This is a genomic window from Aerococcus sp. UMB1112A, assembly GCF_030230715.1.
Taxonomy (GTDB): domain Bacteria; phylum Bacillota; class Bacilli; order Lactobacillales; family Aerococcaceae; genus Aerococcus.
Window position 1 is genome coordinate 12,797 of record NZ_JASPDS010000020.1, and the last position, 16,749, is coordinate 29,545.

Annotated in this window: 13 protein-coding genes; 4 read left to right on the forward strand and 9 right to left on the reverse strand. The window is 51.1% G+C overall.

Going from position 1 to position 16,749, the window contains the following annotated elements:
- Positions 1 to 890: 890 nt before the first annotated feature.
- Complete coding sequence (locus QP860_RS09025) at positions 891 to 2,078, reverse strand: glycosyltransferase family 4 protein (protein ID WP_284912598.1); 1,188 nt, start codon at positions 2,076 to 2,078, stop codon at positions 891 to 893.
- A gap of 280 nt (positions 2,079 to 2,358) precedes the next feature.
- Between QP860_RS09025 and ilvD the strand changes: the two genes are divergently transcribed.
- Together ilvD and QP860_RS09035 are read left to right on the forward strand one after the other, a co-directional pair.
- Positions 2,359 to 4,062: a dihydroxy-acid dehydratase gene (gene ilvD, locus QP860_RS09030; protein ID WP_284912599.1), complete on the forward strand. Its 1,704-nt coding sequence runs from the start codon at positions 2,359 to 2,361 to the stop codon at positions 4,060 to 4,062.
- A 194-nt stretch (positions 4,063 to 4,256) separates the two neighbouring features.
- A complete protein-coding gene (locus QP860_RS09035) occupies positions 4,257 to 4,562 on the forward strand; it encodes an antibiotic biosynthesis monooxygenase family protein (RefSeq protein ID WP_070618028.1) in 306 nt (101 codons plus the stop codon).
- A 590-nt stretch (positions 4,563 to 5,152) separates the two neighbouring features.
- On the opposite strand, the gene treC is transcribed toward QP860_RS09035, so the two are convergent.
- From treC to QP860_RS09065, 6 genes are all read right to left on the reverse strand, one after another.
- The gene (treC, locus tag QP860_RS09040) at positions 5,153 to 6,817 is read right to left on the reverse strand and encodes an alpha,alpha-phosphotrehalase (RefSeq protein ID WP_284912600.1); all 1,665 of its coding nucleotides are present in this window, start codon (positions 6,815 to 6,817) and stop codon (positions 5,153 to 5,155) included.
- Positions 6,818 to 6,835: 18 nt separating this feature from the next.
- Positions 6,836 to 8,797, reverse strand: a complete 1,962-nt coding sequence (gene treP / locus QP860_RS09045) for a PTS system trehalose-specific EIIBC component (protein ID WP_070618022.1) — start codon at positions 8,795 to 8,797, stop codon at positions 6,836 to 6,838.
- A 599-nt stretch (positions 8,798 to 9,396) separates the two neighbouring features.
- Positions 9,397 to 10,740 (reverse strand): MATE family efflux transporter, encoded by a 1,344-nt coding sequence (locus QP860_RS09050; protein ID WP_070618018.1) that lies wholly within the window; start codon positions 10,738 to 10,740, stop codon positions 9,397 to 9,399.
- Positions 10,741 to 10,932: 192 nt separating this feature from the next.
- Entirely contained in the window at positions 10,933 to 11,223 is a 291-nt protein-coding gene (locus tag QP860_RS09055) for a bacteriocin immunity family protein (RefSeq protein ID WP_070618015.1), read from the reverse strand.
- A gap of 214 nt (positions 11,224 to 11,437) precedes the next feature.
- A complete protein-coding gene (locus tag QP860_RS09060; RefSeq protein ID WP_070618011.1) occupies positions 11,438 to 11,992 on the reverse strand; it encodes a hypothetical protein in 555 nt (184 codons plus the stop codon).
- A 364-nt stretch (positions 11,993 to 12,356) separates the two neighbouring features.
- Complete coding sequence (locus tag QP860_RS09065) at positions 12,357 to 12,776, reverse strand: DUF4430 domain-containing protein (RefSeq protein WP_070618008.1); 420 nt, start codon at positions 12,774 to 12,776, stop codon at positions 12,357 to 12,359.
- 151 nt (positions 12,777 to 12,927) lie between these two features.
- On the opposite strand from QP860_RS09065, the gene QP860_RS09070 reads away from it, so the two are divergent.
- Together QP860_RS09070 and QP860_RS09075 are read left to right on the forward strand one after the other, a co-directional pair.
- Positions 12,928 to 13,809 carry a formylglycine-generating enzyme family protein gene (locus QP860_RS09070; protein WP_210382789.1) on the forward strand — a complete coding sequence of 294 codons (882 nt, stop codon included), beginning with the start codon at positions 12,928 to 12,930 and terminating at the stop codon, positions 13,807 to 13,809.
- A gap of 18 nt (positions 13,810 to 13,827) precedes the next feature.
- Complete coding sequence (locus tag QP860_RS09075) at positions 13,828 to 14,610, forward strand: sulfite exporter TauE/SafE family protein (RefSeq protein WP_070618006.1); 783 nt, start codon at positions 13,828 to 13,830, stop codon at positions 14,608 to 14,610.
- 307 nt (positions 14,611 to 14,917) lie between these two features.
- Here QP860_RS09075 and QP860_RS09080 read toward each other — a convergent pair whose 3' ends face one another.
- Entirely contained in the window at positions 14,918 to 15,607 is a 690-nt protein-coding gene (locus QP860_RS09080) for a DUF3800 domain-containing protein (RefSeq protein WP_070618003.1), read from the reverse strand.
- An 11-nt stretch (positions 15,608 to 15,618) separates the two neighbouring features.
- Entirely contained in the window at positions 15,619 to 16,533 is a 915-nt protein-coding gene (locus QP860_RS09085; RefSeq protein WP_070618000.1) for a class I SAM-dependent methyltransferase, read from the reverse strand.
- Positions 16,534 to 16,749 lie beyond the last annotated feature (216 nt).

A 16,749-nucleotide genomic window follows, 5' to 3' on the forward strand; every position in this document is an offset into this window, starting at 1 on the left:
GGAGCCACTTCTGCGCGCCCGAACCCAACTGGAGGGTGTGAGACTTGGCGTTTAGACTCGGATGATTGGAGCAAGTCAGAATAAGAGCGAAGCATTCGCTCGCTTCTGACTTGTAAAATCACTCCGAGTCTGCCAAGTCGAACCCGACTAAAGGGTGTGAGGGCACGCGGTAAGAAGTGGACCTCTCTATAGATAGCTGATATTTCCATACAATTATTCAACAAGCTAGGCTTCGGCCTAGCTTGTTTTCCTTTTTAACTAAAAAATCAAAAAAACTCTACACTTCGGTTAGTAGATCAAAAATTAGCAAGGTCAACATGGACTCAGAGGCCTAGACTGTGGGTTGGCAAGCTCTAACCCACAGAGAAAATGCCCGAGTGGGGATTGATACACTCTAACCCACACTAAAGACATCAGAATGAGGCTTAGGAAGCTACAACACACAATCGAGACCCGCAAGTGAGGGTTGACCAACCCCAACACCCACTCGAAGGCAGCAATTGGGGGCTTGGACAAAAGCCCCAGCTCCTTTTTAAACATCTGCTCCAAAAGTCAGTTATGATATCTATTCCATACAGGGCATGAGGGTTAACACTTTCATTCCCTCAAGATTTATTGTAGAATTTAATTGGGCCATAATAATTCTCCTTTCGATGCCAAAGCATCACTTTTTACAGCAATTTAAGCATAGATTATTATGGCCTTTTTGTGTGCCATTATTTCAATTTAATGAGCTGACTTGCTAAGGGACTCGCCAAAAACAAGTTGACATGCCCCTACTTGCTAACGAGCCACACAAAAGCAAGTCACACGCCGCATACACTCTGAACAAAACAAAAAGGCCCTCCCAAAGATCTTAACTCAGATGCTTAGGAGGGCCTTGTTTCATTCTATGATTTATCTGCTCGAGATTCTTGATTTTTAGCGAATTGGCGCTTGTTTAGGACTTGCTGGTAGACGGATTCCACCAAGAGGCCAAAGACCTTGGAGGAGAAATTCTGTTGGACATAGTTGGCGGCCCGGCTGCCTAAGCGACGTCGAGTACCTTGTTCTTGCAAGCGGTCTAAATAGGACGCAAATTCGTCGAAATCGTGGTACTGGTAGCCATTGTAGCCGTCAATTAGGAACGCCTCTAGGCAATCGTCGGCGCGGCAGAGGGCGGGCCGACCGGAAGCCAGGGCCTCGATATAGGTCAGGCCCTGGGTTTCACTGGTCGAGCCACTGACAAAGATATCCCCGAGCTGGTAGTAGCGGGCGACCTCTTCTTGGGCGACCTTACCGGTGAAGATAACCTGGTCCTCTAAGTGATAACGAGTCACTTCAGCTTCTAAGTTGCTGCGGTAGGGGCCGTCGCCCACCACAAGCAGGCGGAGATCCGGCCGCTGTAAGCGGGCAAGATAAGCAATGATTTCTTGGAGGTTCTTCTCCTTGGCCAGCCGCCCGATGGAGACCAAGACGAGCTGGTCATCGCTCAGTCCCAGAGCCCTTTTCTGCGCCTTTATTTCTTCTTCCGGGAAGGCCTGTTGGAAGCGGGCCAGCTTGATCCCCGTCGGAATAATTTCGATGGTCTGGTCAACGCCATAATCGCGCAGGAGCCGCTCCACCTTCTTACTGGGCGTAATCACCGCATCGGTCGCGCGCAAGGTCAGGTAGGAGACCACCGAAACAATCTTCTTCCCTGTCGCCTTGCTGGGGGAGAAATAATGGGTATAGTCTTCATAAACCGTGTGGTAGGTATGGACAATGGGAATATCCAGGGCCTTGGCAATGGTCCGAGCCGCGTGAAAAGTCGAAAATTCACACTGGGTATGGATAATATCTGGAGCCCAGTCAATGATCTCCCGTATAATACTGTGGTTGATGGGCAGGCTGATGCGGGCGCCGGGGTAGATCTTCCCCACCTTGATGGAATTCAAGTAATAAACGCCCGACTCCTTGGCAATAGCCTGCTTGTCACCTAGGGTCAGGATCCGGACATCGTGGCCCCGCCCCATCAATTCTTCGCGCAAAGTCATTAAAGAAGACACCACGCCATTAACAGCAGGCTGATATAAGTCAGTTGTGATTAGAATCTTCATCGTTAACCGTACGCTCCTTAACTTCCACTTCTTACCATGCATGCTTATTATAGCAAACCCCCACAAAGCAGCGCAATCTCCCCTGACAATCTTAGGGGAAGCTTAAGTATAGATCTTTCCCATCCATTCTTTCAAAGTCGTCTAGATTAGAATTGTTTTTGATGAGTATAAAATGAGAAAATACTTAGATTGTTTTGCTTTTAGTTTAACTTTGTGCTATTATTTTTAATAACTTATAATGATTCATAATATTCACATTACTAAGATAGGGAGTGTCATGATGGCAGATCAAGAAAAAGATTATCGGATCCAAAGTCAAGTCTACGATCCAGACGTACGAATGCCGAACCGGGCGATGATGCGGGCGGTAGGCTTAACCGATGAAACCTTCAAGAAACCAAAAATTGGGGTTGCCAATACTGAGAGCGATATTACCCCTTGTAACATGCATATGGGGGACCTGGCGGATGAAACCATCCAAGCTATCAAGGACTACGGCTACCATCCCTTCGAATTCCACACCATTACGGTCTCTGACGGGATTTCCATGGGGACCCAGGGGATGCGCTTTTCCCTGCCTTCCCGTGACTTAATCGCCGACTCCATTGAAACCGTAGTCAACGGTGAAAACATGGACGGGGTTGTGGCCTTCGGGGGCTGCGATAAGAACATACCCGGCTGTTTGATTGGGATTGCCAACACCGGACTACCAGCTGTCTTCGTTTATGGCGGAACGATTTTGCCTGGCCAAGACCGTGAAGGCCAGGACATTGATATTGTGTCCGCCTTTGAAGCAGTTGGCCAATACGCCGCTGGAACCATCGAATACGACCGTTTTCGCGATGTTGAATTAAATGCCTGCCCTGGCGCCGGGTCTTGCGGTGGGATGTATACCGCTAATACCATGGCCTCAGCAGCCGAAGCATTAGGTATGTCCCTACCCGGCAGCTCCAGCCACCCTGCCGTCAGCCAAGAAAAACATGACGACTCCCGGGCAGCTGGTGAAGCTGTCTGCAAGCTCATCGAGAAACGAATCTACCCTAAAGATATCATGACCAAGGAAGCCTTTGAAAATGCTATTACTTTGGTGATGGCTCTGGGTGGGTCAACGAACGCCATCCTTCACTTGCTGGCTATTGCCCATGCGGTGGAAGTCGACGTGACTCTGGAAGACTTCGAACGCATCCAGAAGAAGGTGCCTCACTTAGCTGACCTCAAACCTTCCGGCCGCTATGTCTTCAATGACCTCTACAAAGTCGGCGGCGTCCCAGCGGTGATGAAATACTTGCTAGAAGAGGGCTACCTCCACGGCGACTGCCTGACGGTTACAGGTAAGACCCTGGCCGAAAACTTGGCAGAAATGCCAGGTCTGAGCGAGGGCCAAGACGTCATCATGCCGCTTTCTGCGCCTAAACGCGAAGACGGTCCATTGATCATCCTGCGCGGTAACTTGGCTGAAAAAGGCTGTGTGTCCAAACTTTCTGGGCTCAAGGTCATGCACCATTCCGGCCCTGCCCGCGTCTTCAACACAGAAGACGATGCGGTTGAAGCAGCGACCCGGCAAGAAATTGTCCCAGGCGACGTTGTTATCGTCCGCTATGTAGGACCTAAAGGTGGACCAGGTATGCCTGAAATGCTTTCCCTCTCCTCTATCCTGGTGGGTGAAGGCCTAGGTGAATCCGTTGCCCTCTTGACTGATGGCCGCTTCTCTGGTGGTTCACACGGTCTGGTTATCGGCCACATCGCGCCTGAAGCCATTGTCGGCGGAACCATCGCCCTGGTTGAAGAAGGCGACACCGTCACCATCGACGTGCCAAGCCGGTCCATCACCCTCGAAGTCAACGACGAAGAATTAGCCAAACGTCGGGAAAAACTGGTCCTCCCAGAACTTCTCAAGAAAGGTGCACTCGGTAAGTATGCCCACAACGTCACCTCTGCCGACCGCGGCGCCGTTACCGACTATGTTAACCGGGATGAAGACTAAGCGGATCCGTATTCCGCATGCATAATTAAAATTCTAACGAAGACCCAGCGCTGATAAGCGTTTGGGTCTTTTTCTTCTGCAATAGCTTTTCGAAACAATGAATTGGCAGAAAACAAGGAGACTTGAGCGTAACTTTTGTTATTGGTCGCGATTCTTGTTATGCTAGATTTAGATTAAACAGAGGAGGATGCTAAATGTTTGTTATTTTACAAAAAATTACTACTGAAGCAGAACACACTGAAGATGTGATCAAGAAATTAGGCGACCGTGAAATCATTACCGAACAAGATGGTTTCGTCGACATGTCTGTCCTCAAAGGCGAAGAACAAGAAGACGGTAAAGACGTCATCTTCGTTATCGGCCGCTGGGAAAACAAAGACGCCTGGGCCGCTTGGGAAGCATCCGATAAACGTGACCAACCAAACGATCCAGACAAAGCAGAAATTGTTTCCATGACAGCTGGCAAATTCGATAGCCAAGTGATCTTGGAAAGCAAATAAGGGTATAAGCAATTGCGGACCCGACTGCGTAGACTGTAACTCAAACTATTTTTAGCGCAAAGCAAAAGACGAGCTCTTTTTAGAGGGCTCGTCTTTTTTCTTTTTTAATGCTGAATCCTGACTGCTAGTTAAAAGAGAATGACTCTTCTAAATGAATTCGATTCGACAGCTTTGGGCAACTTCCGTAACTCGTAGTTCTCCATTTGCACGCAAAGTCTCTGAGTGCAAATGGAAAACCGGCTAAGCGCCGGCCTTCACACCCTGTTATAGTCGGGTTCGGGCTGGCAGAAATAGCTCCTCTTCGCAAAGATCCGCCGAAGACCTTCACTCTTCTCTGGTTCTTTGCTCCAGAGATCTCTTTCTCCCGCCAGCCCTCACACCCTAAACATCAAAAAAAGCGATGCAAGTTGGCTCTGGGCGTTCTTGCTCGCTTAATTTCCCGTGGTGCTAGCGCATAGTCGCTAGCTGTGCCAGTTGGAACAACTGGCATGCTATGCTTGGTCGGTGCCAAGCGATTTGTTTAACTTGACTATAGTATAGCAGGTATTCAGGGAGACGTCAATACTTCTTTAGGAAATTCTAAAAAATATTTAACCTTTCTTCTGATAACGGAAGGCGACGGTTTCATAAGGGGCGACTTCTAGCTGGTCTGAGAGCTCCGTCAAGGGGCCGTTGCCTATAACTTTCTTAGCGTCAGCCTGCCAGCCTAGTTCACTGAGGTCCAGCGTCACAGGGTCGCCATAGAAATTAGACAGTACCAAGAGCTCCTGGTCGCCATAGCGGCGGCGGTAGGCCATGACTCGAGGATGGTCAAGAAAGAGCCCCTCGTAGTCACCTTGACTAATTAGCGGCTCTGTCTTCCGCAGCTGGATCAAGTCCTGGTAGTAGGCAAAAATACGCTGGCTCAATTCCGACTGGGCATTCACCTGGTCATGGTTCGCATTAACTGCCAGCCAGGGCGTCCCCGTCGTGAAGCCTGCTTGGTCGCCGGTTTTCCACTGCATAGGGGTCCGGCCATTATCCCGTGACTTGTCTTGGATAATGGCCAGGGCTTCAGCTTGATCCTTGCCAGCTTCCAAGAGGCTCTGGTAGGCATTGTGGGTCTCCACATCCTGGTAGTCTTCGATCGACTGGAAGTTGGCATTGGTCATACCAATCTCTTCACCCTGGTAGATATAGGGGGTACCTCGCATCAGGTGAATGGTCTGGGCCAGCATGGTTGCCGATTCATAAGGGTAGTGCTTTGGATCACCGAAGCGGCTGAGCTGGCGGGGTTGGTCGTGGTTACTCAAGAAGAGAGCATTCCAACCGCCCCCCGCAGCCATTCCTTCCTGCCAGTCATTGAGGATCCGCTTCAACTCTAGGAAGTCAAAGTCATCCTGGGCCCACTTCTCACCCTCGGGATAGTCTACCTTGAGATGGTGGAAGTTGAAGATCATATCCAATTCATCTCGGTCCGGATTGGTATACTTGACTCCCTCAGCAATAGAGGTCGAAGACATTTCCCCCACGGTCACCGTATCCTCGCGCTGACCAAAGCTGGCCTGGTTCAGCTGGCGCACCCAGTCGTGGACACGCGGGGTATCGGTATAGAGGGCCTTCTCCTCGCTGCCTCCATCGCCGGACCCATCGACTAAGACCGGATCCTTACCGATCACATTGAGGACATCGAAGCGGAAGCCCCGCACTCCCTTCTCCAGCCAGAAATTACAAATGGCCTGACATTCTTTACGAACAGCAGGATTGTGCCAGTTGAGGTCGGCCTGGCTAACATCATAAAGGTGGAGGTAGTAAAGGCCGGAATCGCCAAAAGACTCCCAGGCTGGGCCACCAAACTTAGACTGCCAGTTGGTCGGTAGGCTCCCATCGGCCTTGGGCTCGCGAAGGATATAGTAGTCCTGGTAGGTTGCGTCCCCCGCCAAGGCCTTCTGGAACCATTCATGGTCAGTTGACGTATGGTTAAAGACCATATCCATCATCAAGCCCATGCCACGCCTGTCTGCTTCCTGAACCAAGTCCTCAAAATCCTCCATCGTCCCAAAGCGCGGGTCGATAGCCCGGTAATCCCTCACATCATAGCCATTATCATTCTGAGGTGAGGGGTAGATCGGACTCAACCAAAGCATATCCACCCCCAATTTAGCCAAATAGTCCAAGCGTCGGATAATCCCACGCAAGTCTCCGAAGCCGTCTCCATCACTATCCTGGAAAGACTTGGGGTAGATCTGGTAAACCGTCATCTCACGAAAATTCATTACAGGAACTCCTTTCGATTACTTAATCAAATAGCCGACACGCTGGCCTGCTTGGTCCACCTGGTCAAAGTTAAAGTCCAGCGCATCATATTGGTCTGCCTCTGTAAAGACAACCACAATATCTGTTCCTTTACCTGCTGCCCGAATGGCTTCCAGGTCCATTTCGGCTAGCTCTGTCCCTATGTCAACCGCCTGACCTGTTGGCACCTCAATGGTAAAGGGTTCTCCCTCCAAGTCAACCGTATCCAAGCCCATATGGATAAGCACTTCAACGCCTGAATCTGTTTCTAAACCAATCGCATGCTTAGTAGGAAAGACACTCGTCACTTTGCCGGCTACGGGAGAAACTACCCGGCCATCCGTGGGTTCCACCGCAAAACCATCCCCCATCATCTGCTGAGAGAAGACCTCATCATCAACGGCCGTAATGGCTTTAGCCTTACCGTTGGCGACGCTGGCTATTGTTTCCTTAGCTGTTTCAGCCTTAGCCGGTGTCGGTGCCGTTTGATCTACTTGGTCAGAATTTTCTTGGCTGACTGCTTCCTTTTGACCCTGACCGTCCTTGACCAAGAAACCCATCTTCCTAAAGAGAATAGTCAGGACAAAAGGCACAACTAGGGCAATCAGCATGGCTAGGAAGAACCAAGCCATTGAGGGAACCTGGATCACTAAGAAGCCAGGCAAGCCACCAATCCCAATGGAATTAGCAGTTACCTTGGTCGCCGTGGATAGGAGCCCTGCCAAGGCAGAGCCGATCATCCCGGCCACCAAGGGGTACATGTACTTGAGATTGATCCCGAAGAGAGCAGGTTCTGTTACGCCGAGATAGGCTGAGATAGCGGCTGGAATGGTAACCTGGGATTCCTCTTCATCATGGCGGGTCATCCACCATACGGCAAGCACCGCAGAACCCTGGGCAATATTCGAGAGGGCAATCATGGGCCAGAGCCCCGTTCCCTGGTAGTCTGCGATCAACTGGGCGTCGACGGCATTGGACATGTGGTGGAGGCCCGTCACCACTAGGGGCGCATAGAGGGCTCCAAAGACCGCCCCGAAGAGCCAACTTAGACCTGAAGTCAGACCGGCGTAAACAATCGACCCAATCCAGGTCCCAATCCGCCAACCCACCGGCCCTAGCACGGTATGGGCCAGGATAATCGAAGGGAAGAGGGCCAAGAAGGGAACCAGGATCATCGACAGGTACTCCGGCACGTGCTTGCGGAAGAAACGCTCCAAGTAGCCCAGCGTCAAACCAGCGAAGAGAGCCGGTAAGACCTGACCCTGGTAGCCAATCTTATCCAAAGTAAAGAAACCGAAGTCCCAGACCGGCACCTCTCCATTGAGGATAGCGGCCGGCGCATCATAGGCATTCAGCAACTGACCAGAGACCAGGGTAATCCCTAAGATAATCCCCAGAATCTGGGTTCCGCCCATCTTCTTCACCACGGACCAGGTAATGCCGACCGGTAGGAAGTGGAAGATGGCCTCACTAGGCAGCCAGAGAAAGTCATTCAAACCTGCCCAAAAAGTCGAAGCTTCCACTAGGGTCTGACCATCCAGCATATCTAAGGGAATCCCACTCAATAAGTTCCTAAAGCCTAAGATCAACCCCCCGACAATAAAGGCTGGAATAATTGGTGCAAAGACCTCCGCCATAAAGGCTAGGCCCCGCTGGAAGGCGGACTGATTGCCCTTGGCTTGAGCTTTCACCTGGTCTTTACTCGTTCCTTCCAAACCCGATACCGCTTCAAATTCTTGGTAGAAATCCGACACCTTGTTGCCAATAATCACTTGGAATTGCCCCGCTTGGGTAAATGTCCCCTTAACTGAAGGCAAGCTCTCAATCCGGTCAACATCCGCCTTGCCGGGATCTTCCAAAGCGAAACGCATCCGAGTCGCACAGTGGGTCACCGCTGCCACATTATCTTGACCGCCAATTGCCTCCAGCAAGGCGGCCGCATCTTCTTTAAATTCTGCCATCTTGTCTCCTCCATTTCTCAGCTATGTGTCACTCCTATTATACCTAAAGAAAACCCTTCCACCAAGGGAAGAAGCCCATAATAAAAGAAGCTAGAGCGGATCTAGCTTCTTTGGTGAAGGTAAATGTTGGATAAGAGCAGCTGAAGCCGCCTTGGTCACCTAGACTGAGACCCTCCGATTGAAAGTTGAGCATAAGCAACTCACACTCAGAGCTCCTGATTAAAAGTTGAGCGCATCCTCTCACACCCTACAGTCAGGTTCAGGCTGGCAGAAATAGCTCCTCTTCGCAAATATCCGCCGAAGACCTTCAGTCTTCTCTGGCTATTTGCTCCAGAGGTCTATTTCTCCCGCCAGCCTTCACACCCTTCTTAGTCGGGTTCGGTCGCGCAGAACTGGCTCCTCTTCACAAAATCCCTGCGAAGTCTTTCAGACTTCTCCGGTCTTTTGCTCCAGAGGTCCACTTCTACCCGCGCTCCCTCACACCCTGTGTAGTCGGGTTCGCAAAGGCAGAAGGGAAGTGACTTCAGCAAAGTGGAGCGAGCAGCTAAAGCTGCTCTTATCCACTTTGCCTCCAGTCATTCCTTTCTGAACGCCTTTGCTCACACCCTTCTTCTTAACCGGCGGAAGATTTTGATGTTTTGTTCACCTGTCAGGCGGCGGTAATAGTAGATGATCAGGGCGAGGGATATGAGGGCTGTACTAGCTTCTACAGCGGTCATGGTCAGCCAAACGCCGGTCAGGTCCCAAATCCGACTCATCACTAAGAGATAAGGCACAATCAAGACCAGTCCTCTTAACAGAGAAACGACCATGGACGAGCGCGGGGCGTTGACAGCTACCGCATAATAGATCACAAAGAAATTCACGGCAGTCAGCGGATAAGATAGGAAGTAGAGTCGCAAACCTGAACTGGCCATGGAGGCTAGGGCCGGATCTGCCTGGCTATTAAAGATGCTGACTAGAGAGCCCGCCCCCACTTGACCAATGACTAAGCAGAGGCCGCCAAACACCAGATAGGTCACTAGGGCCAGACGGAAGACAGCCTGAACATTGCGGTCATCACGCGCCCCATAGAACTGGCTGACCAGGGGTTGGAAGCCCTGACCAATCCCTGTTAGGATAGCAATAATGATGATGTTCAAGTTAGCGATAATGGCATAGGCCGTTACGCCCAAATCGCCCGCCAGATTCAATAAGACCTGGTTGAAGGCGAACATGACTACAGCCGAGGAGAACTCATTCATAAAGGAAGACAAGCCATTCGCCACAACAGAAGCCAGCTCTCGCCATTGGAAGCGGAAGCGACGAAATTTCAGCTGACTATCTTCCCGGCGTAGGTGGCCGACTGCTAAGACCAAAGAGAGAATCGGCGAGAAGCAGGTCGCCAAAGCTGCCCCTGCCAAGCCCCATTGGAGAGGGAAGATAAAGATGTAATCGAGGACAATATTCGCTAGGCCCCCTGCTAGGAAGGCAATACTAGCTAAGCGGGGCGCCCCATCATTGCGCAAGAAGGACACCATGACAAAGTTTAGGATAAAGGCCGGGGTAAAGAGGGTGTAGACCGCAAAATAATCCCTGGCCCAGTGATAAAGTTCACCGGATGCCCCTAAAGCCTGAAGTAAGGGATCACGGAAGAAGAAGCAAATAGCCACAATGAAAAAACTTAATAGAGCGGCCACTAAGCTAGTCAACGAAAAAATCTCCTGGGCCCGACGCACCTGACCGCGCGATCTCTGAATGGTGAAGAGGGTCGCTCCCCCTACCCCGAACATCCAGCCCAGTCCTGAAATCACATGGACCACCGGAAGTACCAGGTTCAAGGCCGCAATCCCTTGTCCCCCAATTCCCTGGGCAATGAAGAAGGTATCCGCCAAGACAAAGAGCGAATACCCAACCATACTCAAGGTAGCGAAACTCACATAACGCACAAAATTCTTTAGCATTTGATTCGTCTCCTTTCTCAGTGCAAAAAGCACCCCATTTTTATGTCGCTTAGCTAGACATAAAAATAAAGTGCTTCAGCAAGCAAAGTGCGCTGCTATCTAAGGATTCCTTAGACCCAACCTATCATAAAGAAGATCCCCTTATAAATCAAGGCTTAAAACAGAATTTTTTCAATTTCTTGAACAATTCCATCAATAACCATAGCGAATCTGAGACAGGGCGGATAATTCCTTCAAGAGGGCTTCCTGGTCATCGGGAATAACTTGCCCATCTGCCCGCAAGGCCTTGGACAAGTCCAGGTTGAGCCGGGTCAAGATATAGGGAGCTGAGATCCCACTCTCCTGAAATTCTAGCAAGTAATCAGCTAGGACCTGCTTGAGGGCAGGCTGGGAAGGTCCTAACTTGCCCTCTATCTCTTGAATCAATTTAATCGCTTCTTTGCGGCGATCTTGCCCGCCCGCAAACCATTTCAATGCTGCCATAAGCGCCACCTCCTTAATTGATTAAAATGATTATACGCCCTTCCCTGGAAAAAGACAAAAAAGCTGGAAGCAGCTTAGCCTCCAGCTTTAAGATTCATAGTCAGGTTTGATCTGGCAGCTTTCGTGTCACTTCACAAGTCCCCGCCGCAGTCTTTCAAACTGCTCTGCTGACTTACTCCAGTGAACGCAAGCTAAACGCCAGGCTTCACACCCTTTATTCATTTTTTTCGTTATCCCCGCTGTCTTCCTTGTCAGCCTTGTCTTGGTCTTCTGAAGTTTGGTCTTGGCCTTGGCCTTCAGGAGCGGATAAGCCTTCAAAGAAGGGACGACCTAGGTCTAGGAAGTTGCCCCGGCGAAAGCTTGGGAAGAAGTTATTGAATTCTTGGTTGAAGCGTTGATGCATTTGGTTGAAGCGGTCCATCATCGCATCGTATTGGGCTTGGTTTTCTTCGCTCACATCAACCCAACCGGTGTCTTGACCATTCACATTCACCCGCATCTTCCGGCTCACACGAGGTTGTTCACTCGCGCTTTGACGGGATGGGGTATTTTCACTCGCCTTGACGCTGTAGTTAGCCACGTCCTTGTCTTCTAAGTCCTTCACATCGACTTGGAAGCGGGCGCCTTTTTCTTTTAAGAAGTCTAATTTTTCTTGGTCCGAAAGGTTGGCATAGCGGATAAAATCATCTTCATTCAATTCAGCAACCAAGGTCCCTTGACCAAATTTTTCACTGTTGACATCTGCAGTCACTGTATAACGTTTCATCATTAATCACCTTTCTTCATCATCTCGAGGGATCCTTTCCCTCTTCACTTCTTATTATATCAAATTGGTCAAGAAAGGTCAATGATTATTGGTCAAAAAAGTCAGACTTTAAATCCAGTGAGTGAAGACACAAACAAAAGGCTTATCTGTGGCTTGCTCTGGCTCTATCCACAATCATACACCTCAAGTGAAGGTGCATGAAGATCAAGCTCCATTCGGGAAGCAGGCGTGTGGCTTGGCGAGAGTGAAGGTACAATCGAAGCCCTCGAGTGAGGCTTGCTGGCCCAGTCCTTACTCCCTCCCATAATAAAAAAGGAATTTCCTCACAGACAGAGGAAACTCCTGTTTTCAATTTGTTTATATTTTCCTAAGCGGCTTCAGATTCTGATTCAGCCTGCATCTGTTCTAGCTTCCATTCCACCTTGTCGCCGGCTTTGAGTTCGATCTGGTCAGCTCCCTTGGGTGCCATCTCACCATTAACGTAGAACATCCAGTAAGCTTGCTTGTCTTCATCCTGGCTGACGCCGTTGATGGCTTTGACAAAGCCTTTATCTTCTTCCACATCGAAGTTAGCCTTCAAGACATCCAGCACCTTGTCGCCCTCTTGGAAGGTCACTTGCTTGGTTTCAGCTTCGCCTTCTAGGGGTTGGATGCTAAAGGTCGCTTCTTGCTTGGCTTGTTTCTCGGTCTGGGCGCTGCTTTGGTCAGCTGCCTTGTCGTCGGCCGGTTGTTGGCAGGCACCGAGCAGGGCCACCGAGGTTAGTAATAAGAGCCACTGTTTCTTCATGGTAAATCCTCCTTAAGATCTATTACATTAACTTTAAGCGAATTCAGGGACAAGGTCAATCTTTTCTCGATCTTTAAGCCTTAAAAAAAGCTATCTGATGAAAATATGTTATAGTTAGATTAGATACTTATCATGAAAAAGGAGGACCTCCATGTCTGATGAACTGATTTCAATTGAAGGCGGCACTTTCCGCATGGGGAGTGACCAGAAGTCTTGTGGTTTCGACCGCGACCAGGAAGGCCCCAGCGTCGAGATCGAAGTGGCTGACTTCGCCATTAGTGCCCAAACGGTGACCAACCGGGACTTCCAGGCTTTCTTCCTGGATACCGCCTATGTTACCGATGCTGAACGCTACGGCTCGTCCAATGTCTTCTTCCTCCTCATCGATGAAGACAAGCGCGACCAATACCCCCTGACTGCTGGGACCGACTGGTGGCATGAGGTGCCAGGTGCTTCTTGGCGGCAACCGGAAGGCCCAGGTTCAACGCTAGAAGGGCGGATGGACCATCCCGTCGTCCACGTCTCCCACAACGATGCCCTGGCCTATTGCCAGTGGGCCGGACTCCGCCTGCCCAGCGAAGCAGAATGGGAATACGCTGCCCAAGCTGGCCACCGGGACGGGCGCACCTATCCCTGGGGCAATGAGCTCGAAGCAGGCGGCAAGCACTGGGCCAATGTCTGGCAGGGTGATTTCCCCAACGAGAACACAGCTGCAGATGGCTATGTCGGCACTGCCCCTGCTAAAGCCTATGCCCCCAACGACTACGGCCTCTACCAGATGATCGGTAATGTCTGGGAATGGTGCAGCAATCCCGGCCGCATCCCCCTGACCCAGTTCCAAGACAGAACAGCCGAAGATTGGGCCAAGGCCTACGCCGGCTATGACCGAGCCACCGACTTCGCCCTCAGAGGAGGCTCTTTCCTCTGCCACCATTCCTACTGCCAGCGCTACCGGATCGCCGGCCGCAACGCCAATAATGCCCTGTCCAGCACCTCCAACACCGGCTTCCGCTGTGCCCAATCCCGCACCTAAGATAGAAAGAAGGTCTGTATGCTCTATTTACTTTATTTTATTGTCATTCTCTTCGCCAATACCGTAGGAGCCGTCTCCGGCATGGGGGGAGGCGTCATTATCAAGCCCGCCCTAGATGCGATTGGTGCCCACCCTCTCAATGTAATTGGCTTCTTCTCCAGTGCCGCCGTCTTCACCATGTCCATCGTCTCCATCATCAAACAAGTCCGCGGTGGCTTCCAGATCTCCTGGCAGCGGCTCCTCGCCATTGCCTTCGGGTCCATTATCGGCGGCCGCTTAGGGGACACCATCTTCAACATCCTCATGTCCCTCTACAAGAACCCCGACAAGGTCCAGTTGATTCAAATTATTATCACCGTCATCACCCTGGGCCTCTCCATCTGGTACACCTATGACCCCAGCCGTAAGCAGCTCCGCCTAGCTGGCCTCTTCAGCTTCTTCCTCGCCTCCCTGGCCCTGGGTGTCCTCTCGACCCTGCTCGGCATCGGCGGCGGGCCCATGAACGTGGCCCTCTTCATCGCCCTCTTCGGTGCCTCAACCAAGCAGGCCACGGTCTACTCCATCATCACCATCTTCTTCTCCCAGCTCTCCAAGCTCACCAGCATCGTCCTGGCAGGCAGTGTCGCAGCTGGCTCAAGCAGCTTCCTCCTCGTCATCCTCCCCGCTGCCGTTATCGGAGGCTATGTCGGCTCTGCCCTCAACCAGCGCATGACCAACAAGGCCGTCAACCGCACCTATCTCATCATCACGGCCTCCGTCATCCTCCTCAATATCGTCAACGGCGTACGACTATTCCTATAAAAATAAAGCATCCCAAAAGCTGGCACAAGCTGCTAGCTTTTGGGATGCTTTTTGTTTTTATCCTATTTTAGTTGGGTTCGAGGATGCAGAAATAGCTCCTCTTCACAAAAATCTATCGAAGGCCTTCAGCCTTCTCTAGTCTTTTGCTCCAGAGGTCCACTTCTACCCGCGCTCCCTCACACCCTGGTCTAGTCGGGTTCGGTCGCGCAGAAGTGGCTCCTCTTCACAAAATCCCTACGAAGTCTTTCAGACTTCTTCGGTCTTTTGCTCCAGAGGTCCACTTCTACCCGCGCTCCCTCACACCCTGTTATTCAAATAAACTCAATTCACTCTTACCACTCGGGAAGAAGTGTGTTTTGCCGATGCGGCAGAGTTTGAGGAGGTTTTTGTTGTCGGGATTGGACTTGCCATGGGCTTCGCTCCGGCAGACCCGGAAGACGGTGTTGGCGAAGATATCTGCCACTTGGATCATGTTCTCGTCCTGGGAGTCCTTGTATTCGACATGGACATCGTGGAGCCAGCGTTTTTCGATGGTCATGATAATCTGCAGGTATTCCTCCAGTGAATTCAGCGACCGCAAGGCCTGGTTGCGGTTATCGATCATCATCTGCAGGTTTTCCTTTTCATTTTGGCGGTGGCCCGCAATTTCCTTGATGGCCAGGCCGACGAAATAATTGAAGGTCAGAGATGGCTTGCGCAGGAGATTGGGGTAGACCTGGAAGTTATCGATCACCAAATAATGGAAGACTGCATCTGTTTCATCACGCAATGCCTTGAAGATCTGCGCCTTCATCCCATCCGGCATATTGGACCCCTTGATCTCCTCATCGGCGGTCTTTTTCGACTGGGACTTATCCAGGTAGGACTGCTTATTGCGGCGGAAAATCTCTGCGACATGGTCGGGACGGTCGGTCTGCACAAAGGCCATGACAAAGTAACGACCGTCTGGGTTCTTCTTGCGGTTGATCGACCCTGATTCATCGACAAATAGTTGCATCCTGGTCCCTCCTAGTCCAAACGATTCTTCAAGTCAATCCGCATGTCGTAGAAGTCGCCATGGAGGGCCGCTTGTTGGTGGATGACCTCTAAGAGCCGGAAGACTTCCCCCGCATTCCCTCTCAGGGTCACACAATCATCAGCCTCTGACAAGTCATAAGGGATGCCAGACGATTCGATCCGGTCCAAGAAGTAGGCCCGCTGCTGGCTCAGGTCCTGGTCTTCTTCCGCGGCCAGGGTCAGCTTGGCTTGGACCCGGTCCGCCTTCTCGAAGAGGACACAAGCAAAACTTGCGGCCCGGCCCTTCTCCGACAGGCTCATCTCCAAGTCACTAGACAGCTTAGCGGGATCCGAATTAGGGAGGACAAAGAGGCCCTCCGCCGTATCCACCAAATTCGCCTCATCTAAACTTCTCAGCTCTGCCAAATCGCGGAAATGGGCCTGGCTGTAGATGTCCCCGCCCTTGTCGCTATAGGCTTGCCCCCATGCGCCGGACTTGGTAATGGATCCCAGTAAGATCTGGCCACCCGGCTTCACAACCCGGCGGAATTCCCGGTAGAGGGCATCCAGGTCCTCCACGAATTCAATGGCGGTCATGGAGAGGACAGCATCGAAAGAGTTATCCTCAAAGGCCAGGTCCTCCATGTCCATCAGCTGGAAGTCTACCTCCAAGTTCTCCGCTTGCACATTGGCCTCCGCCTGGCCCAACATGGCCCGAGAAACATCAATACCGACCACCTCAGCCCCGTGCTTAGCCAACTTGATGCTGTAATTCCCAGTCCCACAGCCCGCATCCAGGACTCGCATGCCCGGCTGGACCGTCAAGAGGGAAAAGGCCAGGTCAGTCTCCACCTTATCCACAAATTTCCCCATAGGCTTGTCGTACCATCGATCATAATCCTTGGCGTGATCATCAAAAATTGCCATCAAAACCCCTTCTTTCTACCTACTGCAGTCGGATTCGAGGATGCAGAAAGTGCTCCTCTTCATAAAAGTCCGTCGAAGGCTTTCAGCCTTCTCTGGTCTTTTACTCCAGAAGTCCCTTTCTCCCGCACCCTCTCACACCCTTTCCTACGATTAGTCAAGTATAAATTGGTATAAAGTTGCTAAAGTATACGAGGCAATATTTAGTAGACTGATTTT

Bases quoted from the DNA above. Each gene is read 5' to 3' on its own strand.
- QP860_RS09025 (WP_284912598.1), bottom strand. From the start codon at position 2,078: ATGAAGATTCTAATCACAACTGACTTATATCAGCCTGCTGTTAATGGC.
- ilvD (WP_284912599.1), top strand. From the start codon at position 2,359: ATGGCAGATCAAGAAAAAGATTATCGGATCCAAAGTCAAGTCTACGAT.
- QP860_RS09035 (WP_070618028.1), top strand. From the start codon at position 4,257: ATGTTTGTTATTTTACAAAAAATTACTACTGAAGCAGAACACACTGAA.
- treC (WP_284912600.1), bottom strand. From the start codon at position 6,817: ATGAATTTTCGTGAGATGACGGTTTACCAGATCTACCCCAAGTCTTTC.
- treP (WP_070618022.1), bottom strand. From the start codon at position 8,797: ATGGCAGAATTTAAAGAAGATGCGGCCGCCTTGCTGGAGGCAATTGGC.
- QP860_RS09050 (WP_070618018.1), bottom strand. From the start codon at position 10,740: ATGCTAAAGAATTTTGTGCGTTATGTGAGTTTCGCTACCTTGAGTATG.
- QP860_RS09055 (WP_070618015.1), bottom strand. From the start codon at position 11,223: ATGGCAGCATTGAAATGGTTTGCGGGCGGGCAAGATCGCCGCAAAGAA.
- QP860_RS09060 (WP_070618011.1), bottom strand. From the start codon at position 11,992: ATGATGAAACGTTATACAGTGACTGCAGATGTCAACAGTGAAAAATTT.
- QP860_RS09065 (WP_070618008.1), bottom strand. From the start codon at position 12,776: ATGAAGAAACAGTGGCTCTTATTACTAACCTCGGTGGCCCTGCTCGGT.
- QP860_RS09070 (WP_210382789.1), top strand. From the start codon at position 12,928: ATGTCTGATGAACTGATTTCAATTGAAGGCGGCACTTTCCGCATGGGG.
- QP860_RS09075 (WP_070618006.1), top strand. From the start codon at position 13,828: ATGCTCTATTTACTTTATTTTATTGTCATTCTCTTCGCCAATACCGTA.
- QP860_RS09080 (WP_070618003.1), bottom strand. From the start codon at position 15,607: ATGCAACTATTTGTCGATGAATCAGGGTCGATCAACCGCAAGAAGAAC.
- QP860_RS09085 (WP_070618000.1), bottom strand. From the start codon at position 16,533: ATGGCAATTTTTGATGATCACGCCAAGGATTATGATCGATGGTACGAC.